The sequence below is a fragment of the Paenibacillus sp. GCM10027626 genome, from assembly GCF_042676285.1.
GTDB lineage: Bacteria > Bacillota > Bacilli > Paenibacillales > Paenibacillaceae > Paenibacillus_Z.
Genome location: NZ_JBHTHC010000011.1, coordinates 128,179 through 151,439 on the forward strand (window position 1 = coordinate 128,179; position 23,261 = coordinate 151,439).

At 53.2% G+C, this 23,261-nt stretch carries 16 protein-coding genes; 2 read left to right on the plus strand and 14 right to left on the minus strand.

Annotated features, from left to right (window positions below; genetic code table 11):
- Positions 1 to 35: 35 nt before the first annotated feature.
- The 5 genes from ACFQ0N_RS21460 to ACFQ0N_RS21480 form a co-directional block, all read right to left on the minus strand.
- The gene (locus ACFQ0N_RS21460; protein ID WP_379329991.1) at positions 36 to 935 is read right to left on the minus strand and encodes a carbohydrate ABC transporter permease; all 900 of its coding nucleotides are present in this window, start codon (positions 933 to 935) and stop codon (positions 36 to 38) included.
- A 12-nt stretch (positions 936 to 947) separates the two neighbouring features.
- The gene (locus ACFQ0N_RS21465) at positions 948 to 1,904 is read right to left on the minus strand and encodes an ABC transporter permease (protein WP_379329993.1); all 957 of its coding nucleotides are present in this window, start codon (positions 1,902 to 1,904) and stop codon (positions 948 to 950) included.
- 132 nt (positions 1,905 to 2,036) lie between these two features.
- Positions 2,037 to 3,638: a response regulator gene (locus ACFQ0N_RS21470; protein WP_379329995.1), complete on the minus strand. Its 1,602-nt coding sequence runs from the start codon at positions 3,636 to 3,638 to the stop codon at positions 2,037 to 2,039.
- A complete protein-coding gene (locus tag ACFQ0N_RS21475; protein WP_379329997.1) occupies positions 3,635 to 5,473 on the minus strand; it encodes a sensor histidine kinase in 1,839 nt (612 codons plus the stop codon). Before ACFQ0N_RS21475 ends, ACFQ0N_RS21470 begins: the two co-directional genes overlap by 4 nt.
- Positions 5,474 to 5,791: 318 nt before the next feature.
- Positions 5,792 to 6,565, minus strand: a complete 774-nt coding sequence (locus ACFQ0N_RS21480; protein ID WP_379330000.1) for an SDR family NAD(P)-dependent oxidoreductase — start codon at positions 6,563 to 6,565, stop codon at positions 5,792 to 5,794.
- 264 nt (positions 6,566 to 6,829) lie between these two features.
- Between ACFQ0N_RS21480 and ACFQ0N_RS21485 the strand changes: the two genes are divergently transcribed.
- Positions 6,830 to 8,029, plus strand: a complete 1,200-nt coding sequence (locus ACFQ0N_RS21485; RefSeq protein ID WP_379330002.1) for a Gfo/Idh/MocA family protein — start codon at positions 6,830 to 6,832, stop codon at positions 8,027 to 8,029.
- A 526-nt stretch (positions 8,030 to 8,555) separates the two neighbouring features.
- On the opposite strand, the gene ACFQ0N_RS21490 is transcribed toward ACFQ0N_RS21485, so the two are convergent.
- From ACFQ0N_RS21490 to ACFQ0N_RS21505, 4 genes are read right to left on the minus strand one after another with little or no spacing between them, the layout of a single operon-like run.
- The gene (locus ACFQ0N_RS21490; RefSeq protein ID WP_379330004.1) at positions 8,556 to 9,470 is read right to left on the minus strand and encodes an NAD-dependent epimerase/dehydratase family protein; all 915 of its coding nucleotides are present in this window, start codon (positions 9,468 to 9,470) and stop codon (positions 8,556 to 8,558) included.
- A 13-nt stretch (positions 9,471 to 9,483) separates the two neighbouring features.
- A complete protein-coding gene (locus tag ACFQ0N_RS21495) occupies positions 9,484 to 10,191 on the minus strand; it encodes an SGNH/GDSL hydrolase family protein (protein ID WP_379330006.1) in 708 nt (235 codons plus the stop codon).
- Complete coding sequence (locus ACFQ0N_RS21500) at positions 10,191 to 11,210, minus strand: alcohol dehydrogenase catalytic domain-containing protein (protein ID WP_379330008.1); 1,020 nt, start codon at positions 11,208 to 11,210, stop codon at positions 10,191 to 10,193. The genes ACFQ0N_RS21495 and ACFQ0N_RS21500 overlap by 1 nt, the downstream gene beginning before the upstream one ends.
- Before the next feature lie 18 nt (positions 11,211 to 11,228).
- Complete coding sequence (locus tag ACFQ0N_RS21505) at positions 11,229 to 12,185, minus strand: zinc-dependent alcohol dehydrogenase (protein ID WP_379330010.1); 957 nt, start codon at positions 12,183 to 12,185, stop codon at positions 11,229 to 11,231.
- A 176-nt stretch (positions 12,186 to 12,361) separates the two neighbouring features.
- Here ACFQ0N_RS21505 and ACFQ0N_RS21510 point away from each other — a divergent pair, with 176 nt between their 5' ends.
- The gene (locus ACFQ0N_RS21510; protein WP_379330012.1) at positions 12,362 to 13,222 is read left to right on the plus strand and encodes a helix-turn-helix domain-containing protein; all 861 of its coding nucleotides are present in this window, start codon (positions 12,362 to 12,364) and stop codon (positions 13,220 to 13,222) included.
- 7 nt (positions 13,223 to 13,229) lie between these two features.
- Here the strand turns inward: ACFQ0N_RS21510 and ACFQ0N_RS21515 are convergent, their stop codons facing one another.
- The 5 genes from ACFQ0N_RS21515 to ACFQ0N_RS21535 form a co-directional block, all read right to left on the minus strand.
- Positions 13,230 to 17,411, minus strand: coding sequence for an S-layer homology domain-containing protein (locus ACFQ0N_RS21515; RefSeq protein WP_379330014.1), 4,182 nt, complete (start codon positions 17,409 to 17,411; stop codon positions 13,230 to 13,232).
- A 38-nt stretch (positions 17,412 to 17,449) separates the two neighbouring features.
- The gene (locus tag ACFQ0N_RS21520) at positions 17,450 to 19,822 is read right to left on the minus strand and encodes a right-handed parallel beta-helix repeat-containing protein (protein WP_379330016.1); all 2,373 of its coding nucleotides are present in this window, start codon (positions 19,820 to 19,822) and stop codon (positions 17,450 to 17,452) included.
- 35 nt (positions 19,823 to 19,857) lie between these two features.
- Entirely contained in the window at positions 19,858 to 20,736 is an 879-nt protein-coding gene (locus ACFQ0N_RS21525; RefSeq protein WP_379330018.1) for a carbohydrate ABC transporter permease, read from the minus strand.
- A gap of 18 nt (positions 20,737 to 20,754) precedes the next feature.
- Positions 20,755 to 21,630 carry a carbohydrate ABC transporter permease gene (locus ACFQ0N_RS21530; RefSeq protein WP_379330020.1) on the minus strand — a complete coding sequence of 292 codons (876 nt, stop codon included), beginning with the start codon at positions 21,628 to 21,630 and terminating at the stop codon, positions 20,755 to 20,757.
- Between the two features lie 79 nt (positions 21,631 to 21,709).
- A complete protein-coding gene (locus ACFQ0N_RS21535) occupies positions 21,710 to 23,128 on the minus strand; it encodes an ABC transporter substrate-binding protein (protein ID WP_379330022.1) in 1,419 nt (472 codons plus the stop codon).
- Between the last annotated feature and the right edge of the window lie 133 nt (positions 23,129 to 23,261).

Genomic DNA, 23,261 nt, shown 5'->3' on the forward strand with positions numbered 1-23,261 from the left:
GTTTGGGATCACCTCCTGCAATTCGTCTGCTGGACTCAGCCTTTGACAGACCCGATTAGCACACCTTTGACAAAAAACTTTTGCACAAACGGATAGACCAGCACAATCGGCAGCGTTGCCAGCAAAATAGAAGCCGCCTGAACAGACTGCGGTGAAGCATTCATCGCCGCCTCTGCGCCACCAGTGCGTAAAAAGGCATCGCTGGACGAAACGAACAGTTCCTTCAAATAGAGCTGCAACGGCTTCAAGTCCGGTGAGTTCATATAGATTAGCGAGGCAAAATAATCATTCCAGAATTGTACGGCATAGAACAAAGCAATTGTCGCAAGTACTGGCAATGACAAAGGCAGCGTAATTCGCCAAAGAACCACCAGGTTTGAAGCGCCATCCAATTTGGCCGACTCCTCCAGGCTATCCGGCAAGCTTTCAAAGTAGCTTTTTATAATCAGCATGTTGTATACGCTGATCATTCCCGGCAAGAACAAAACCGGCAAATGATCCACCAGCCCAAGGCTGCGCATCAGCAGATAAGTTGGGATCAAACCTCCGCTAAACAGCATTGTAAACACATACATGATGATAAAAAAGCTTCTGCCGTGCAGCCTTGGCTTAGACAGCGGGTACGCAGCCAAAGCCGTCATAAACAGGGCGCATAGCGTTCCAATTACCGTGACGAAGACTGACACCTTAAACGCATTAAGAAACAAACTGTTGCTGGCTACAAACTTAAAGGTCCCAAACTGGATACCGACCGGGACGAGAGTAACATTTCCCGACAATACGGCTGCTTCACTGCTGAGCGCTTTGGCAATCAAGTTAATAAACGGAAACAGCGTCGTTAAGCTAAAAATGACGAAAAAGCAATAATTAAGAAAGGTAAACAGTTTTTCCCCGATAGAGCCTTGAATCGTTTTTTTGGCTGCTGCGCCCTTCATACTCGTCCCTCCTCACCAGATGCCTCGCTGCAAATACTTTCTGCTTAACCAATTTCCTGTAATAATTAGCGAAAATGCGATCACAGATTCAAACAAGCCAACTGCGGTCGAAAAGCTGTAATTTTGTTCTCCAAGTCCGACACGATACACATAAGTGCCGATAACATCTGCGACATTATAGACGCCTGGGTTATACATGACTAAAATTTGCTCTGTGCCGGCTTCAAGTATTGCACCAAGCCTTAAAATAAACATCAATAGAATAATTGGTGTAAGACCAGGCAAAGTAACGTGCAAAATCTGTTTCCATTTGCCTGCTCCATCGATCTTGGCCGCTTCATACAACTGGGGGTCAATGCTTGACATCGCCGCCAAATAAATAATCGAGTTCCATCCGATCTCCTTCCATCCTGCAGAAGTAATCAGAACAGAACGGAAAATGCTGTTATCCAGAAAAAAACGGATCGGTTCTCCTCCCAAGGACACAATCAGCTTGTTGACAAGGCCGCCATTGACAGATAACAGATCGATGAATAAACCGCTTACAATGACCCAGGACAGAAAATGGGGCAAGTATACAATCGTTTGCACCGTTCTTTTGAACAAGGCATTTTTCAATTCATTCATCATAATCGCAATGATGATGGGCAGCGGGAACAGAAATAAAATTTTATAGACCGAAATAATGAGTGTATTGTGCAGCACTTGCCAGAATGCCGATGAAGAAAATAACCGTTCAAAATGCTTGAAGCCGGCCCACGAGCTCTCCGCCATGCCCTGAAAGATATTAAAATCTTTAAAGGCGATTATAATTCCGTACATTGGCGTGTATTTAAAAACGAGCAGAAAAGCGATGCCGGGAAGAAGGGCGAGATATAAGTCCCAGTCTTTTTTAATATTGGCGGCAATTCTTCGGACATTGGTGCGCCGCAGCGCCAGGTCAGTCTTCACCTGATTCATCGGTTTCATAGCGTTCCTCCCGAGTAAAGAAGTTGAATCTGTAATTATTTTAGTGGGAACCGCTTTACTTTTATAGGTGTTGATGATGACCTTTTTTGGTACTCTCATAACCTTCTGCTCACTTTTGCAGCAGCATAACAGCTAATTTTTCACTTCGCCTGGCGTCACTCCCCAATATTTGCGGAATACTTTCGTAAAATAACTTACATCCCGGTAGCCGACTCTGTTGGCCGCGTCGTATACTTTAGCCCCTTGCTGCAGCAGTTGCTTGGCGCGCTCCATCTTTTGCTGAATGACATAGGCTGAAAAGGTAGCTCCCGTCTCCTGCTTGAACAATCGACTTAAATACGAAGAATTCACATAGAGCCGGTCCGCGATGGTATGCAGCGTTAGCTCGGTGTCGATCTCGTCTTCAACCATTTGCAGAATCTTTTTCACAGTCTGATTGCTCACAGCCTTTCGCCGGTCTTGTACATGAGCCAAAACACGTTGTACCGACCGATGCAGCCAGGACAAAATTTGCTCCTTGGTGGCGAGCTGCTGCGGCATGTGCAGAAAATCAATGTCCGGACCCAGCACGTCTTTCAGCCGCCAGCCCTGCTGATGAATGATGCGAATTAATAAGCTGCTGAAATCAAGGACGTGTTCATATACATCTTCAACCGACTCGGTTCTCGCAATTCCGTTCTGCCATAAGGAATCCAGAAGCTGGACAGCCTGCTGCCCGTCACCTGTTTCAAGCGCAATTTCAAACCTTTTTGCAAGATCCGGAACCATCGTTAGCACGGCCATGCTTCCCTGCTGATCCTGATATGGAATGGCAAGGTTATGCCCATAAACGACCCTGCTCTGCAAAGCTTTGATTGCCTGGGCGTAACAAAGCTGGAGCTGTTCCATACTGCCGGGAAAACCGCAAATCCCCGCACTGGCAGTGAGTTTCAAGCAATCCTTAACCTTTGACAAAAGATGGGTAACAGCCCCGTTCACATACAGCATCATTTGATTGGCGTCTTCGCTCTTCCACCGTTTAAAGACAAGTACGGTGTAACCCTCCTGCGCCGTGAACACCCAAACGTTATTTTCCAGCTCCATCATCTCTTCTACAATCATGTTCAATGAAAACTGGAGCAAAGAAACATCGCCGCCGCCAAAGCGGGTTTCATTATCAGGTAATGGGTCCATATCAAGCGCAGCTACTGCATATTGATCCTCTGCAGACAATTCAATATGCACCTCATGACTGTATTTCTCAATCTCCCACACCGTATATTTGCCACTCGTCCAATTCCGGAAAAAATTGTTTTGCAGCTGCGGCAGCTGCTGGCTCCATTTTTGCTGCAGCAGTTCCTGATTATGGAGCTGATCCAACTGTTTCCTTAGCTGTGCGGCCGCTTCCAAAACAGATTGTAAAACCTCAGCGTTGCCGGCCGGTTTCAATAAATATTTCGTGACACCAATCTCCAGCGCGGACTGCGCAAAGGAAAAATTATCATGACCGCTCAAGATCACAATTTTAACAAGCGGATTGGCGGCCAGCATTTCACGCGCCAGCGCAATGCCATTCATTTCCGGGATATGGATATCCAGCAGGACGATATCAGGCTTCTTGCGCTGGTACAGTTGCAATGCCTCTAATCCGCGCCCGGCCAGACCGATGACTTCAATCCCATGATCTTCCCACGGAATATTATTCGCCAGACTTGTCCGCAGGCGAAGTTCATCTTCAACAATAAACAGATTCATGCTTCTTTCCCCCTATACTGCATATTTATTATCGGCTTCACATTGAAGGTTTCCCGGCACTGCTCCAACGGGAGCCTCAGTTCGACCACCGTTCCGCTGCCTTCCGTGCTATCCAGGTGCAGCTCGGCCTCATTGCCATAGAACAGTTTCATTCGCGAAAACACATTGCGAAGTCCAAATGCCTCTTGAACATTGCTTTCCAGAAAGGAAAGAGGACCGATATTAAAGTCGGACAGGTTGTCAAGCAGCTCACGAATATAAGCTAGCCTTTCCTTGGGGATGCCTGCACCATTGTCCCTCACTGTAAGAATGAGATATTGATGGTCCGAGCGGCTGGAAATTTGCAGGCGGCCATCCGTTTTGTCCTCCAGGCCATACAAAATCGCATTTTCAACCAGTGGCTGAAGCAGCAGTTTCAGTACGTGAATCGATTTGCTCTCCTCCTGCAGGTCATAGCTTACCGTGAATGATTCCAGAAAGCGCAATTGCTGGACTCGGATGTAATAATTGAGGTGCGTCACCGTTTCCTCCACAGTAAATGTTTCCCGTCCTTTATTGAGGCTAAGCCGAAAAAAACGCGACAAATTAAGCACCATCTCGCTGATTTCAAGCACATCGTAATTGATGGCTGTCCAATAGATTGAATCCAGCGTATTGTATAGAAAATGCGGATTAATTTGGGATTGCAGAAACTTCAGCTCCGTATTGGCCAGCCGTAATTGCTGCTCATAATGGTTCTTTATCAAATTTTTCTGTTCTTCCACCATCTTGTTAAACGCGTGGGTCAGATGGCCAATTTCGTCGGTACGGTCATTTTCCAGCCTTACATTGAAATTGCCGCTTCCTACAGACTTCATGCCTCTCCACAAGCGCTGAATCGGGGAGGCAATCCCCGAATAGACGGCCCAAGAAATTAATAGTGCCAGAATGACACTGACAATAATGATCAAATAGGTGAAAACTCTGGTTGCGTTAATTTCCTTGAACAATTCTTTTTCTTGCTGCAGCAGCAGCAGCGTCCATTTGGAATGCCGCGAATCAACCTTTACTGCAAACATCCCGGGTACCGATGCTTTCAAGCCTTTGCCCTGAGGATCGTATGTCCCGTTTCCGGCTACAAGTTCTTGCTGGTTCGTGTACAAATAAATTTGTGCTTCCGGGGATGGAAGCAGCGACTTCATAAGGTCGAGCAATTTGTTCTTGTTTAGTGAAAGTACCAGCAAATTCGGTTCCCTGTCCATATTGTTCAGATCCATCACGCGGATCAATGAAATGCTGTTTGTGTTCATTACCGAACCAAACGTTTCGTTTTCAGATAATGGGTATTCAGGCATAATATACATGATACCGGTTCCATTACTTGATGCCAAATTGCGCAAATGGTTAAGAACCTGCTTGTCCTTGATTCTTTTACCGCCGTGATCCGTCGTGAACAGCATCGTAGACTTGGAGTGGAAGAGAGACACTTGTGAAACCATATGGTTAACCGAAGTAAGGTTCGTCAGCTCTTTCATCACATCCGCAAACAAAATGTATGACTTCGCCTCCAAATTCAAACCGATTTGATTAAGCTTTTTCAACAAATTATTATCCGTAGTCGTTAATGTTGAGAGCTCTTCAATATTTTTCAAGGTTACATCGATATAATCCATGGAGGAGGTGAGTGCAGCCTTCGTCCTTTCTATGGTGTGCTCCAATAAAATACTTTGCGACCTTGAATTTCCATATAAACTAACAATAACTAATGGCAGCAAAATAAGCAGAAAATAAATCGTCAAGCGAATTTGTACTTTACTGGCGTATTTTTGATGGAACCATATAAGGATTCGTTTCATAGAGCCTCCCATTCATATGTAGTCGCTTTGCCATATAAGTTGAACGAAAGAACTTGGCAGTTGAATTTGATGCACAAGCGATCAATAATGATCTTACATTCGACAAGCTGGTGCAAATCCCCTTGTTATTCTTTGTCAAAATCTTTGATTCAACTTATATAACGTGTGCTCCTACAGCAAAAAAGCCTCTCCGAAAATCCAACTGCGACGGATTTCAGAAGAGACTTTGAAATTTCTTGCGGTTTTATTATCGCTAGCTTTGCTATTCAAACTGTTCACTTTACAACAGCAAATAGCGATCTGTTTGGTTCGAGTCGTTTAGAGTGAACCGCCATTGGCCATATGGCCGCCATCGACAACGAGTGTAGTACCGGAAATATAAGAGGCGTCCTCAGATGCCAAAAACATGACAGCTTGCGCCACTTCATCAATGGTCCCCATCCGCTTCATCGGCGTCCGCGTCAGCTCAATCGTTTCATTGCCGCCCGCTGCCTTCACTTCCCGGTCAAGCGGCGTATCGATAAAGCCCGGCGCAATGGCATTGACGCGTACATTATGCTCCGCCAGCTCGACGGCCAGCGATTGCGTCAGCATGACAACGCCCCCTTTAGAAGCGTTATAATGGGCCAGTTTAGCTTGTCCGACCAAGCCGTTTTTGGAAGCCATGTTGACGATCGCGCCTTTCGTCCCGCTGTTCATCCACAGCTTGCCCGCTTCCTGGCAAATGACAAACATTGCATTCAAGTTGACATTCATAATGTCCGACCAGGTATTATAGGTGATTTCTTCGAACGGCTCCAAAACCGCAATGCCCGCATTGTTAACGACAACATCGAGGCCGTCCCACTTCGCCCAAGCCTGCTGCACAGCTGCCGCCGCCTGCTCCGGCTGGCGCAAGTCCGCTACGATATAACCATAGGCTGCGCCAGCCGGCAAATTTGCCTTATACTTTTCCGCCTGCTCCGCAAGCTGATCCTCACGATAATCCAATGCAATGACCTTCGCGCCTTCTTCAAGAAATCTTCGGGCAATCCCTTCGCCAATCCCGCGTGCAGCACCTGTTACAAGCACTCTCTTCCCGGCAAACTTCACCGCACTCAGCCCTTTCTATTTTGTGCGCATCCGCACTATAATCCAGTTCTAAATATTAAATCCCATTCAACATGTAAATTTTATTACAGGAATAACGTATCGTCAATGTGCTTTATAAGCGTATCGCAACGATGATAAACTATTTAATAAAATTAAGTAATGTCGCATCTTTCGTTATTGACATTCCCTATCGTTGATTGTACATTATGGGGGTATCTAATCTGTATTATGAATTTAATTCAAAAAAATACAGGAGTGAGGAAGATGACAATTTCAAAAAAGCCGATTCGTCTGGCCGTAGTTGGCGGCAATCGCGGCTTCTCTGTCCAAAATGCATTAACCGTCTTACCCGACCTCATTGAACTGACAGCGATTTGTGATTGGAATGAGCAGTTGCTCCAAAAATGGAAGACGCAGTACCCTGAAATCGCTACATATACAGACTACAACAAGCTGCTTGAGGCTCCTGATGTTGATGCCGTCTTGTTGGCTACTCCGCTGACTGTGCACGCACAGCAAGCTATTCAGGCGCTTAAGGCAGGAAAGCATGTACTGAGCGAGGTGATTGCTGCCCATACGCTGGAAGATGCATGGGAATTGGTCGAAACAGTTGAAAAAACGAAGCTTACCTATATGTTGGCTGAGAATTACTGTTACATGCGCCCGAATATGATGATCAAGCATATGATTCAGCAAGATGTGTTTGGTCCGATTACCTTTGTAGAAGGCGCTTACATTCATGACTGCCGCTCTTTGACCCATTATCCGGACGGCAGCTTAACGTGGCGCGGCGAGCTTAACCGCGATTACAATGCGATGAACTATCCGACCCACTCTCTTGGCCCGCTTGCACAATGGCTGGGCATTAACCGCACCGATGAGCTTGAATATATGAGCACCTACTCGACCCGCAACGGCTCGGTGGCGAACCATTTCCGCGAGCATTTTGGCGACAGCCATCCCGGAGCAAACCCCGAGTATTGGAAGCAGGGAGATTGCACCGTTACGACCATTCGCACAAAAAAAGGGATCGTCATCTCGCTTCGTCTCGACTGGACATCCGGACGCCCGCATAATATGACGCATTACGGCCTGCAAGGCCATCGCGGAGCCTACCTCTCTGCCCGTACCGAAGACGAGAACCCGCTCATCTGGCTCGCAGACCGCTCTCCAGGCAGCTCGCCTGACGGCAGCGCGCAGTGGGAACCTCTATGGAACTATGCCGGACAATATGATCATCCGCTCTGGCAGCGATGGCTCAAGGAGGCCGAAGAAGCTGGACACGGCGGAGGCGATTTCTTCGTCATCGATGAATTCGCCCGCGCTATCCATGAGTATCGCCGGCCCGCGATCGATGTTTACGATGCAGTCGCGTGGAGTTCCGTTTTCCCATTGTCTGCCCAATCGATTGCCGGCAATGGCGCAACCGTACAATTCCCGAATTTCACTAAAAACCGCAAGTAGCATGATCCTGTAGAAGGTGACTAGTCTAAAGCGCTATCTGCCTGATCGTCCACTGGCCGCCGGACAGCTGCTCTACATAGACATATCGTGCATCTTCCGCGATACAGAGTGCTTGCCTCAAGTATCAGTTATTGGGGAAGGGGAAGGGCAACTAATATTAACTCGCTTTTCCTGCCCACCAGACAGCGGCTCTGAGGCACAATTGTTGCACAGAATACAACATTCGAACCGTGATACCACCGTATTTCTTGAAAATGTTGTACGATCTGCAACAATCATAGCCATTTACCACCCTTGAAGCAGTAGATTGTTGCATTTTGTACAACAATTCGGGGAACACTCACTTTCCCGCCATGGATTTGTTGCATAACCTGCAACATTTTGCTCGTTTTCCCGTCCGCCCGAAGGTGGCAGGCCTCATCCCCCTGCTACTTGTATTTAAAAAAAACAAAAGGAGGCCAACTAGGCTTCCTTTTAACTAAAACCTTCACATTTTAAACTAAGGTAAATCGGCATACGAGTAAAGTCAACCCCTGACCCCTGCGTCCAGCCGATACTGAGGCTTGTAGCCAAACGCTTCATGGGCCCTCTCGATCGAAATCAACGAATCCCTTCCTTTCAGCGTACCAGATAAACGGCCGGCATATTCAGGTTTCCATCGCTGAAGCAACTCCATGGTCGGTTCCGGGCAGCGTGTATCCGCAGCGTTTAATGTGTAAACTCCGCTGCCGGGCAACCGATCTGCCTCCAGAGCTTGGCGGATAGCCGTCACAATATCGTGAACGTGTACCCAGGTGAACAAATCGTCGGACCACGCCGTCGTGGGGGCAAGCCCCGATTCGATCGCCTGGCGGTACATTTCTTCCGTCCACACCGCTCCGAAGCGCAAAGCCGCCGTTTTTATTCCATAAGCCCGGTGAAACGCGGCGCAGGTCTCCTCATTGACCCGTTTACTGAGGCTGTACGGGTCTTGCGGCACCGGAGTGAAGTCTTCGGTCAGCGGCAATTGGTCATAGGCCACCGGCTCCTGCTTAATTCGCCAATAAAATGTTCCAAACGCATTGATGCTCGATGCCGTGATGAACCTGCCCACTCCCTGCAGACGGCACGCATCAAGCAGAATGAACGTCCCGAGCGCATTGTACTTGAACGTTTCCACCCCCTGCTCCGGCAATCCGGTGGGCGAAGCGGCCAAATGTACGACCGCATCAACCCCTTCCATGCAGCTCCGCATTTGTTCATGATCCATAATGTCTGCAAGCAAGAAGGGCCACTGCGTAGTCAACGGAGAAACAACCCGCTCCGCAGAGCCGGGTGCGAACACCGTCGCCTCCTCCGGCCGCTGCCGATCCGCGAGTATGAGATCATGCCCACTGGCCTCGAGCTCGCGAATGAGGTTTCTGCCGATAAAGCCGCATGCCCCTGTAATGAGTACCTTCATACCGCTCCTCCGTTCATTCCGCCAACAAGATTTCTTCCAACGCTTTGCCCCATTCGAGATGGAACTCCGCATCGGGATGGTTAATGCCGTTGGACAAGCGCGAGGTGATGTCCATCCCGCCCCGCTCCATGTCTTCCCACATCGCGTAGGTATCAAACAAAGGAATGTCCTCCCGGAGCGCAAATTGCTTTAGCGCTTCGACATAACGCGACAGGACGCCTTCCTCAGCCAGCTTCAGAAATGCGGGAACGAGCGGTTTATGCTCTTCCGCAATACGGTCGTTATCCCGATTCATCATCATGCACGGGGTCATCAGCAGAATCTCGGCTTCTGTTTCGGTGCGAATCCGCCTGACAAGATCGCCAAGCTCCCGAACGAAAGGCCCGATCCCATCCATGCCGCCATGAGCATCGTTATGACCGAAGCAGATCGTGACGAGATCGGGCTTGTAATGCAGCACATCCCTCTCCCATCTGGAGCGGGACGCCTGCAGCGTATCGCCGCCTACGCCCGAGTTGATGACGTTGAACACCGTCCCCGGATACCGCCGATGGGTGCCGCGCCACAGCACCTGATGATATACCCGCTCATACTCGAGGACACCGGCCTGCATGCAGCCTTGCGTGACACTGTCTCCCAAGGCGACGTAAGTAACGGCCCGTTCCCTAGCGTCTTGAGCTTTTTCGCGCAGTCTTTTCCGCAATCGTAAAAAAGGCTTCATCAAGATTCGGCTCCCGTCCGCACCGGCCATTCCAATACGACGCCAAGGCACGGTTCTTTTTTATCCGCAATCAAACGCCATGCATCTTCTGCGCGCTCCGCCGGAAAACGGTGCGTAATCAGTGCCCCCGTTTTCAGCCATCCGTCGCGGATCGCTTGCAACGTCTCATCCATGCGCGTTTTTGTCCATCCCGCCGGCGCATGCAGCGTGACCTCCTTCAGCCTGAGCCGCTGAATATCGATGCTCCCCTGCGTTCCGTAGAACCCGGCCGAAACAAAATGGGCTTCATGTCCGAGAAGCGGAAGCAAGGCATATACGCTGTCCAAATCGCCTACCGTATCGACGACGACCGCCACCCCGTCCGGTGCAAACCCGCTTACTGTATCGGTGATCGGCGCCTCCAGCCTTTTCGTATTCACCCCCACCGCCTGCTCGGGAAAATAGCGAAGCCGGTCGTCGTGCCTGCCCAGCACCATAACCTTGGCGCCCCGGTGCAGCAACGTCTGGGCCGTCCAATTGCCCACAAGGCCGTCACCGATGACTACAGCACAATCGCCTTGGCGAACGGGTGCCCGCATGCCGCAGTTATACCCGACCTGCGTCAAGACGAGCCCTGCATAATCGGCGGACGGAAGATCATCCGGCAGCTTCCACACCTCAGATGCCGGCGTTACCGCCGGACTGACATGCCCGCCGAACGGGTCAAACATGCCTTCGACCCGGCTTATTGTGGCAAACACGCGATCTCCGGCTTTCAGATCCGTCACATTCTTGCCCACATGCGTCACGACGCCCACCTTCTGATAACCCGCCACAATCGGAAACGGCCATGGCGATCCCGCAGCATACGGGGTGTCCCCCGCGATCCGCTCTCCGCGAAAATAAGATGACTCCGTTCCGTTGCTGATCCATGAAACGGTAACATCGACGACCACTTCGTTATCCCCGGGCTCTGGTATGTCCACCTCTTGAAATGACGCCTTCAGCCGATCCACAAATACGACCGCTTTTCCTTTCATCTTCCCCACTCCCTTCCCTTAGACAAAATCTTGCCCCGGATAAAAATATACTTTGACCGCTTCCTGTGCCTGCAACAGCTCCACCGCTTCGTGATACCGGGTGAACGGAACATGGTGCGTCTGAATGCATACCGTGTCCAAGCCTTTATTCACAACGGCGTCGAGCAGCAGCTCACGGTCCCTCTCATTGAAGCGGCGGTATTGATAGGATTCCAGCTTCATTCCCTTGGCCCATAGATGCTCCTCATACTGCAGCGTTCCTTTTAAAACCCCGAAGATGACGACATGGCGGTCGACAAGACGCAGCAAATTTTGTACGGAAGAGGCGGCTCCCACACAATCGTACCCGAGGTCGAAGCGGCGGCCCTCCACCTCGTCGACATGCATGGCCTGCCCGATTCCAAGCTCGGAAACGTGACGGATGCGCCGGTCGTTCACATCAACACCGATCACCTCTGACGCCCCCCATATTCGGGCCACCTGAATAGCAAGCATTCCAGCCGGCCCCAGGCCGGAGACGACCATCGATTTTCCGCGCAAATCCCCGAACTGCGATAGTCCGATCATCACGCATTTCAACAGCTCGAATGAAACCGCCTGCAGAAAAGAAACCTGATCCGGCAGCTTGATCAGCTCGTGCTCCCGATAATTCAAATATTGGGCGTATGCGCCTCCGCCTTCGATATGCTCAAGTGCCGCCACTCGGTCGCCCACCTGAAACCCGCGCACCCCCGGGCCGACGGCCCGGACAACTCCGGCCGCCTCGTGGCCGGGCCAGCCCGGCGTCAGCGGATACACCGGCGATTTGGAATAATCGAACATGTCCCGGCCGGCCATCATGTTCATGTCCCATCGCGGACAAGTGGCGACCACCTCGATTTCCACCAAAACCTCGTGATCCTGAATCTCCGGAACATCGACATCCACGATCGCATATTGCGCGGGGCCGTTAATCTGCAATGCTTTCATCTTCATGAATTGATCCTCTCCTTTTCATTCCCATGCATCAAGTGTACAATAGGGTTAGCCATCCGTCTTTGCACTAGATCTACCTGAATCATACGCATCAAGGGCTAATTTTAGAGCAGTATTAAAGCATTTTTCATTTATTAATTGAACAAAATTGACATTATGGAATAGGAGATCGCCGTATGAAAATCCGGTTATGCGGAACTGGCACGCTGACCCGGCTGGACGAGGTAATGGCCGGAGGCGTTCACACCTCCACCCACGAAATCCTCTATATCGTTTCCGGCAAGGCAAAATTCCGCTGGAACGACCGTCAATGCATCGCGGAAGCACCTGCTGTATTCGTCATCCTTCCCTCGACGCCGCATCAATTGGAGAGCTTAAGTCCGGAAATCAAATATCGCTTTTTGGAAATCACCGACATCAAGGAATCCCCGCTTGCAACGCAGCTCATGGATGATTGGAACAGACAACAGGCCCAAAACGATTTTTATTCCCGATCGATAATCGGCGCAGCCATTCTGGAATCGTTTGATTGGGTCCATCATCTGCATGTGACCGGCGAAGCCCGGAGGCATCCGGACATGGAGCAGGTTTGCCTGCTGGAAATACGCAAGATTTACCACCTGATTTCCTTTTTGCTGGGCCCCTCGCCGGACATAGACAGCTCCCGTAACCGGACGCCTGAATGGGATGCGAAAGAAACAGTCGACCAGCTCATCAATTATATGGAGTGGCGTTACAAAGAAGAGATCACGCTGACGTCGCTTGCCAATCTGGTGCACCTGAATCCTTCCTACCTGATCCGCTTGTTCAAAAGCCATACGAACGTCACGCCATTTGAATACTTGCGAGACTTGCGGCTGAAGGCCGCCGCCAGTCTCTTGTCGGGCAGCCAAATGCCGATCCATGAGATCGCCCAAGAGACCGGCATCGGCAGTGTGCATTACTTCTGCAGGATTTTCAAGAAAACCTATGGCTTAAGCCCAGCCGAATGGCGCAAGCAACTGCGTAAAGGAGAATCCGGGCCAGGATTGCAATGAGATATCCCTATAACCGGGTACAAAGACGGCCCAACACAACGGCCGCCTGGGCCCGGGTAGACCATGCTTTCGGAGCGAAACGTTCCCCTGTACCTTTCAGTATGCCGGTTGCCTGCAAAGACTGCACCGCTTCGGCCGCGTAACCGGATATCTCGGCGCGGTCGATGAATTCGGTCCGAACCGGCAGGCTTACACCGCGATCGAGCTTGAATGCCTGCAGCGCCCGATCTACCATCACCGCCATATCCTGCCGTGATAACGGTTCATTCCCGCCAAACACTCTCTCCGATTTGCCCTGAACGATACCTGCTTCCAGAGCCGCAGCAAGCGAACCGGCATACCACGCGCGCTCCTGCACATCGCTCATGGATACCGGGATCCGAGCTTCCGGCTGTTCCCGATCAAGAGCATTCATCAGCATCGACACGAATTCCGCCCGGGTAACGACGCTGTCTGGCCGGAAGCGACCGCTGCCGTCCCCGCGGACAACATCCCGGGCCGCCAGCGCTTCGATTTCCTTGCGTGCCCATGGCGCCATTTCCAGATCGCTGAAGGATGCGCTGGAATAAGCGGCCGCGAAGCGGCCTAATCGGGCAGGCTTAAACGTCACACCACCGGCCTCCTTGCCATACTTGCTGTTCACGATCGCTTTCGGGTTGTTTCCGCTCAGATCATAGGCGACGATCCGGTGCTCCTTTTCCCTAGGCAGGGGCGAATAAGGCAAGCGAACTTGCAGATCGCCGGCGGTGAATGCGAAGTCCGTTCCGTCCACCTGCAAACGCAACTCGCAAGCGGCCGCATCGCCCAATCGCTTCCGCGCCGGCTCTGGCAAATCATCTAGCCGAGCCGCCTTAAGTTGCAGCCGTTCGGGTGTTTTACCGCCTTTCACCGCCGCAGCAACATTGTCTGTCCGCAGAACAATTTCCGCAAACCCGATGTCAATCGCGATTGTGTCGATTCGTCCCTTCGCCGCGGTAAGAATCGGCCCTGCAGGCCATTCCAGCCGCAGTTCCCGTGTCTTCTCGCTTGGTTTCATTTCGATGCGAAGTGTCTGGCCGACCGCCCCGCCGATCGCAGCCGCAAGCGCTTCTTCCCCGATTGCGACGGAGGCGAGCCCTTCACCATCAGGCTCCGCCTTCACCTTCAACGTCCCTGCTTCGACGGTGAAGTCCAGTTTCGGTTTCGGTTTCGTTTCGGTCAGCGCTCCAGACGGAGTGACCGGTACCTCGGGCGTTTCCGGCGGATTGGATGGCTCCTCCTCAACCTTATAGGTTCCGAATCCAGCGATTTCAAAGGACGGCACATCGGTCAATTGGGTATTGATGCCAATCTGAACGCTGGTCAGACGGTCCAGGTCGAGACGGTCATTGTCGTCCGGCGGTCCGAACGTGGCGAGGCTAAGCAGACCGAACGGAACGAGGAACGAATTCCAGCCTTTTTTGATGGCGAATCCGTTCAGCGTGTAATACCGGCTGCCATTGCGCTCGTTTACGATCAGCTTCAGATCGGTCTGGGCGATGTCCTCGTCTGCAAATATGTTGAACGCGAACCCGCTCATGCTGGAAATATCGAAACCTTCCGGGAGATCCAGGAACGGGTACGCCCATTGATTTGGTTCCCCGAACGAATACTTGAACCGCACTGATCCTGTCTTCCGCCCCGCTTCGACCATCCCGGTTCCAGAGGGGGCAATAGCGTCGTTTCGCTTCAGGTCCCAACTGCTGGGCGACTCCGCGCCGGGAATCGGTATGGATTGTACGCGGGAGGCGCCGGTCAGCACATAGGCGACGGAGGCACTTGTAGCTTTTCCTCCAAAGACGCCCTTGAAGGTGACCTTGCTCTTTACCATCGCCTTCATATCCGATCCGGCTTTCAGCCGAAATTCGATCGTTTTTTTCTCGCCGGGCGCAAGCGATATCGCCTGATCGCTGTGATCCAGCTGCCAGCCTCCCGACGCTTCCCCATGAATTTCGCCGTTCATGACAGCATCGTTGAAGTTGTAGACATCCAGCCAGACGACATTCTCTTCCTTCTCCTTCAATTGATAAGCGCCGAACATCTTGGCGTTGCTTCTCGCATCGTTCTCATACGATTGCGCCAACACGACACGCTGCTCCGGCGTGAGCGGAGAGGCAGCAAACGCCGGCTTGGCGGGACGGGCCGGAGACAGGTCCGGCAATTGCATCCTCTCGTCTATCCGCAGAAAGACGGGATCGGGACCTATCGGTAGCGTGAATCCTCCGTTTTCCACGGCCGCCGACCGCTCGCGCCCCATAAGATCCGTCCACGACGCCTGTTCACCTTCCGATAACAAGCGAATCGTCTGCGCCTCCTCGGACCAAATGACCAGCACCTTTCCCTTGCCGCTGTCAAACAGATGTCCCTCCGCCCCGGAAGGCAACTGCCGCACTTGCCCCATATACATGCCCTTTCCCAGCATGTCTGTTACGTTCGCGATGGCCTGATAGGAGGCATACGGCGCGTTGTTTTGGCTGAACATGCCGTATTGATTGCCGTTCTCCAGATAGTTCGGCATGACGAACCAGAAGTGCTTGTCGACACCGGCCGCCAGAGACTGCACCGCAGAGGTGGCCATGTAGCGGGCCTGGGCGGCCTGCTCCTCTTGTGTCAATTCGTGCAGTCCGCCGGTCGGAATCGTAATACCCGCTTCTGTCATCCAGGCGTTCAGGTTCGATGCGGAACGCCCGGAAAGGAACTCCAGATGTTTTGCAGCATTATTGGGAAACGGGATAACGTTGGTGTCATACGTGCCATAAGGCAGCGGATATCCGTGAAAGCTGTACGTATCGATGTACGGAAATACCTCATTGTCCGCTACTGTCTTCACGTAATCGTCGGCTGCGCCGGCGAAGCCTGCGGCGGATACGGCGGGCTTGGCTGCGCTATCGCGATAGCCGATCGCCATCGCCTTCAGGAACGCCGCATAGCGGTCGCCGGCCTCGTTAGCGCCGGTGAATCCGCCGTCAGGCTCGTTCCAAATTTCCCAAGCGGCGACACCGTCGCCAAAGTGGTCGGCCGAATCGCGCGCGAATCGGTAGGCAGCCTGCAGGTCGTCCGGCAGTTTGTCTTCCGGTCCATGCATCCAATCCGGCGAGTCCGCGTAGACGTTGAGGATTCGAATTCCCTTGTCCGCCACCGCCCGAACCGTCGGGTCGAAGGCGGAATAGTCGTATGAGCCCGAAGCGGAATGAACGCTTCCCCAATGAAACCGGTCCCGCATCCAGGTGACGCCTGAGCGCTTCAGCGCCTCGGCGAAAGCGGCCGTTTGCGCCGGCTTGACCAGCAAGGAAGCAGCCGCGTCGATCGCGAACGGCGAATCCGCCAGCGGCTGCCGGGACGCATGCGGCGTCACGACCGAGAAGAAGCTTTCCGCCGTCGTCCCGGCGCCGTTCAACGAGGCCTTCACCGTATAATGCCCCTTCTCCAGCGTGCCGAGCGTGATCTCCGCCCGGGTCTGGCCCGTTTCCAGCGGAACGGTGTTCTCGTAAGCCGTCCCGCCCCAGAAATCCGTCACGCGAATATGAACAGCATCCGCTGCTTTCACCGCTCCGACGAGATCGACAGTGAGCGTGGCAGCCTCGCCCGCCTCGAACACGTTGAACGGCGCCGGTGTTGAGATCGCACGAACGCCGGACGGAAGTTTGCGGAAGGAAAATGAATCCAGATACAGGACGTAGTCCCCGTAGCTGCGCCTGTCCTTCACCCGGAACGTCACCGTATTCTCGCCTTCTCTCAAGGTGACGACACCCGCCTCATATATGCGAACCGTATCGTTAATGTTGCCGACTTGCCGGGCATTCCGGATCGGCATATCCTCGCCGTCGTTGATCCGTACCGAATACGGTGAAGTCCAGATCTCTTCCGGCGGCGTAGAAGTGATCCGCATCTCATAATCCCCCGTTTCTGGGACATCGAAGCGGTAAACGGCGGTATAGCCGTCCGGTGGCGCCTCCTCCCGCGTCTCCAGACGCAGCAGCTTGCCGCCGCTATACAGATCTCCATCTATAATGTCAGAGAAGTCGTGGGTGAAAGCGCTCTCCCCCTCGATCCAAATCTCTTCTGCCGTTTCGGCACCCGCCGCTATCCCGGGGCCAGCCGCACCGCATCCGAGGCAGACAGCCAACAGGATCGCCAGCGCCATTCTTAATCGAGCCGAAATGCTCATCATGACCGAACTTTCCTCCTTTAACTTGTTAAAATACCATCTCAATGCACGACCGCTCCATCCACAATCATGTACGTCCCGCTCGCTTTAACCGCTTTCAGTTTGTGATAGCCGATGGGCAGTCCGCTTATGCTATAGACCGGGCTCATCGTCTGGCGGCTTCCCCCCGTATACGCATCGACCCGCTGGCGAAAGACGCCGTCCACGTAAATATCCATCAAGCCTTGCACACCCGATTTCTCCGAGAGCAGATCGACGCCGCTGCCGTGAAAATAAAACTCGACGCTGTCGCCGGCCGCTGCCGTATAGTGAACGTCGTTGCCGTAATTGCCGACGTCCCGCTGTCCGGATGCTTGCCAGGCGCCTTCGTAGACGAAGGCGGAATCCGTATCGTTCACATAGGCGGGCACAACAACGGCGTCCACAGTCATATACGAGCCGCTTTGCTTCACCGCCTTCAGCGTGTGCGGTCCCGGCGGCAAACCCCGCTTGACGTAGACATGGCGCTGTGCCTGACGGGCGGGTGAAAACGTATCGATCGTCCTGTCGAAGACGTCGTCGATAAAGATGTTTACAAGCCCTTGATCGCTGTTCGTCTCTCCGACCAGATCGATCCCGTCGCCGGTGAACATATAGCTGGCGGTATCGCCGTTCCCTGTCGCATAATGAACGTCATCCCGGTAGTCGCCGACGCCCCGGTTCCCTGACACGCCCCAGGAAGAGCCGGCATATTCGAGCTCGGAATCGTTGCGTGCAGAAGAAGGCGCAGGGCCGACGGCCGCGCCGTTGTAAGCACCTCTGTTCGGCGCTCCGGTTGCCGGGACCGCATTTCCCCAATAATCCCGTCCTCCGTTATAGGAGACGGCCGTACCGCTTGCGAGTGCCGGCGAGCCGGAAACCAGTCTGTAGCCTCCAACCGAGGCAAGGCCGTCCGTGCCGGTCCCCGGCGCCTGCAGCAGCGGATCCGCCGTCAGCTTGTGCGCGTCCGCCGGACCGGTGAAGCCCGCGAATACGTTGTAATCGTAGCTATAATCGCCGTCAAAGCGGCCTTCGTTTGCGACGAACAGGTTGTTCCAGAAGTAAACGTTCTGCTTCAGGTCTCTCCCGCAGACGGCATTCGGATCGCCGAGCTGGCAATACGCCTGTATTTTGCCTGTCGTGTAGATCGTATTGTTGTAGGCCTGTACGCCCGGCTTGTCGATTAGGAAGCGGGCGCCCAGATCCGTGCCGGCCCCGTCATTCTGGCTGATGTTATAGCGGAAGACCAGCCAGTTCGTACGCGTATTCTCCTGCTGCAGGATGATGCCGCCAGCGTTGTCGTGGCTGTAATTATACTGATACGTCGTCGTGCCTGTATTGCCCCAGTCATTGTCCCACGCCTCGCCGTCCTGGCCGGGCCCGAGATCGGCGATTCGCGCCACCTCGTTGAACTGGAACAGCGGATTGCGGCTGACAAAGGCGAACATGCCGGCGATGAGCCGCTGGTCGCTCACGCCGTGCCGGCTGATATGACCCAGATCATAGGCAGCGTTGTATTCGATGACCGGCGCGTCCGCTCCCCCGATCACGATCCCATCCCGGCCGATGTTCCGAATCGTGTTGCCGATCACATGAACGTTCGTACTGTAGTGGAAATTCAGCTCCGGATCAGCCGTAATCGGCCCAAAGCGGTTCATCATCAAAATGCCGATGCCAGTGGAATCGTGAATATAATTGCCTTGAATCAGCAGATCGTCGAACTTCGCGTCGATGACGGGATTCGGCGAGCCCCCATAATTGTTCGGATCCTCCTCCGTCATGACGAATATGGCGGCGTTGTTGAAGGCGCCGGCCGGCTGGCCGTTGCCGTCCGTGCATTCCCAGCAAGAGATCGATTTGACGTTGTAAATGTCAAGATTTTTTAGATGAATGCTTCGATACGTCCCAGGCACGCTGGCGTGGATGTAAACACCGCTGCGCCGCCAGTTGTCGCTCGCGGACGTATCGAAGGTGACCGCAAGGTTTTGCACGGTCCAGTAGCTTTGATTCTCCAGCTTGATCGCCGCCGTAATGGCAGGATCGGCCGTATTGTCGCCCGCGATTACCGGGGTGCTGCCGCTGCCGTAACGGTCGACGGCGATCGGACTGCCCGCGCTGCCCGATCCCTTCGGCCACAGCTGGCCGGTCCATGTGCCGCCAGCCTTGAACAAGATGCGGTCGCCCGGACTGAACGTCGTCGCATTAACTTTCGCCAGCGTCGCCCAAGCCGTTCCCTCCGACAGCCCGTTATTGGTGTCGCTGCCCGCCGGATCGACGTAATACGTCGACCCTCCGGCGGCTTGGGCGGCCAGCCAGGCATACCCGATCCCCAGCCACACCAGTAGTCCTGCCAGACAGACGCGGGCCCCGGCGAACCATCTCCTTCTGTTTCGCATGATCATCCGCTCCTTTGGTTTCAAGATCAACACTGTCAACCCTTAATACCGCTAAACGTAAACCCTTGTACGATGAAGCGTTGGAAGAAGATGAATAGAACCGCAGGCGGCAGGATCGACAACGCGAGCGCGACGAACATGACGTCCATAGGAACGGTCCCTTTCAGATTGAAAATCGCTACCATCACAGTCCACAGCCGGTTGTCCTTCAGCACCATATAAGGCCAGAAGAAATCGGACCAGGCGTTGTTGACCGTTAGAATGGACACCGCCCACAGCACCGGCTTGCTGAGCGGCAGCGCGATGCGGACGAATAGTCCGACAGGCGTGCACCCGTCGATACGCGCCGCTTCCATCAGCGCCTGAGGAATGCCGTCGAAGAAGCCTTTGAAAATGAGGATGAAATACGCGTTTGCCCCCGCCATGAGCCACAACGGCCAATACGAGTCGGTCAAATTGAGGCCGAGAATCGGGAACTGCACCAGATTTTTGAACACGCCGACCATACCGACCGTATTGGGGAGCAGCATCGTCCACAGCACAAGCGTCATCAGCACCCCGCTGCCGACCGGCTTCAGCCGGGACAGAACAAAGCCGGTGACGCCGTTGAAGACGATCGTTGAGACGAGCGTTCCACCCGTTACCAGCAACGTATTGCCATAGATGCGCAAAAATTTGTAATCCTGCCACGTCCGCACGATTTTGTCCGTCTCGAACGAGCGCGGTATAATTGTGGGCGGAACGGCGAAAAATTCCTTCACATCCTTCAAACTCGACAGCAGCAGCCACACCGGCGGAAACAGGCAGACGACCGCTACCGCCATCATGCCCGCAAACAGCGCCCAGTAGAGCGTCTTTACGCGAAGCCGCTTCATATCCTGAACCCCGATGATACCTTCCGAATTCGCTTTCATTTTGATCACCTCCTGGTATTACTCCGCTCTCCGATTGATTTTGTAATAGACGAAGGTAAGCGCGAGCAGTACCACAAACGTCATGCTGCCTACCGTCATCGACTTGCCTGCATCGAAGTAGCGGAACGCGTAGAAGTAGCTCTGCAGCATCAGCGACATGGAGGAATTGCTAGGTCCCCCTTCGGTCATCGTAAGCGGTTCGTACATGACCTGAAATACGGAGATGATCTGCAAAATAAACATGATGCCGATAATAGAGGAAATTTGCGGAATCGTGATGTTCCACAGCCGCTGCCTGATGCCTGCCCCGTCCAGCGACGCCGCCTCGTACAGCTCCCGGTTGACGCCCTGCAAGCTGGCCAGATACAGAATGACCGACCCGCCGAACGATTTCCAGGTCATCGTAATTACGATGAGCGGAATGCTCATATGCGGGTTTTGCAGCCAAGACAGCGGCCCCAAGCCGATTCGATTCAGCAGCAGATTGAGCAAGCCTCCCTCCCCGGGATCGAAGATGAACATCCACATCATGGCGGCGGCGATTCCCGGTACGATGACGGGGAAGTAGACCGCGAATTTGAACCAGCTCTTCAGATGGGACATCTCGTTAATCACGATCGCGATGAAGATCGGCAGCAAAAAGCCGATAACTAGCGACCAGCCCACATACAGGAATGTGTTCAGCAGCGTCTGCCGAAACTCGGAATTTTGCAGCACTTCGATGTAATTTTGCCAACCGACGAACCGTTCCGCCGAGTACCCCTTCGTCTTGAAGAAGGACAGATAGAGGCCGGACACTAACGGCTGCCAGGAAAACACGATAAATAAAAACAGGCTTGGCATGACCAGCCCCCATACGGGAATGTCCCGCCATAGCCTTCTTGTCAGTCTCATTATCATTCCACCATTCATTGTTCATGAGGGGCTTCCCGCGCGCCCGATCCCGTTCACAAGGGAAGCCCGCCGCCTGGCCTCAGGCTTTGTCCAAATAATCGCGCTGGAAATCCGCTACCGCCTGATCGAGCAGCGCCTGCGGGTCCGCTTTCTCGTTCGTCAGAACGGCCTGGATGACGACGTCAAGCGCTTTGTACAGCTCTTGCGAATTGACCGGCTCCTCCGGGCGGATCGTCACGCCTTCGTTTTTCATGTAGTCGTCCCATAGCGCCATGTTGACGTTGACGTATTTGTCCCGCACCTGATTTTGCGCTTTCACGACGTCCGGATCGACCCACAAAGACATGCTGTGCGGACCGACAACACGATTCAGCTTGCTGTCGTTCGCCAGCGATTCTTCAAACACTTTCAAAGCTTCCGCCGAGGTATCCGGCGAAATTCCGCGGTACTTCAGCCACTTGAACCCCGCCCTGATCTGTTCGGGTGTGCTTTTGTTGGAGAACATGTACAGCGATCCGCCCATCAGGGAATATCTTCCCTTAGGCCCTTCCGGTATCGCCGCCATCGCTTGATCGTCTTTGCTCATCTTGTAGTCATTAATCGGCTGGTTGGCCCAATCCGCCGTTCCGAAACCCATACCGACCTGATCGGTGCCGATCATCCTGAACAAGTCGCTGACGTCCACTAGATTGTTGTCTGTCAGCGCTCCGTATTTCCACTTCAAATCCTTGACATATTGAAGCGCCGCAACCGCTTCGGGGCTGTTGAAGACGGCTTTCCATTTGCCGTCTACCTGCTTCTCGAACTCGGCGCCGAACGACCAGGCAATGTTCATAAACTGCCAGCCGCCCTGTCCGTTCTTGGTCGGGAAGAAAAAGCCGGCCTTGCCCGTTTTTTCCTTGATCGTCTTCGCCGTAAGCGCAAGCTCCTCGTACGTTTTCGGGAATCGCGGAACGCCGTTTTCGTCGACCAGACCCGCCTGCTCGAACAACTTGACGTTCAGCCATAATCCCATATAGTAACCGCTCGCCGGAAAGCCGTAGGTCCGCCCATCCTTTTTGACCAGTTCGAGCATGTCGGGATTCAGCGCCTTGTCATAGCCATATTCCTGCATAACGTCAGTCAAGTCGGCTGCATAGCCGGCATTGATGATTTTTTGCGGTTCCGTGAAATAAGTGCCGAACAGGTTGGGCAGCTGGCCGCTTTCCGCCTTAGGCAAAAAGGTGCTGGCATCGTACGGGTAAGGCTCCGTCTTCATGGTCACGTCCGGATTGGCGGTCTCGAACTCCGCCTTCCACTTCTCGTACTGCGGCAGCGACTGATCGTTTGTCTGCGGCCAGTCCCCGTTGACGAAGGAAACGGTTTCATTTCCGTTCTTTGACTCACCACTCTCGGCCTGGCCGGATGAGTCCCCTCCACTATTGCTTTTCAATGCGCACCCGGTTACAATGACTGCAACGGCTAGAGCCGACAGCGACGTTTTCAATAACGCTTTCAAGTTATTACTTCCCCCTTATGTAGAATTGCTTTTATTATAGTGTGACGGCTGCTCACATGAATAGGAATCAAACATGCCATTTCTTCTAAATTCCTGCCCATTGTTCATTGTGACATACAAGGAGGTTTTCGAC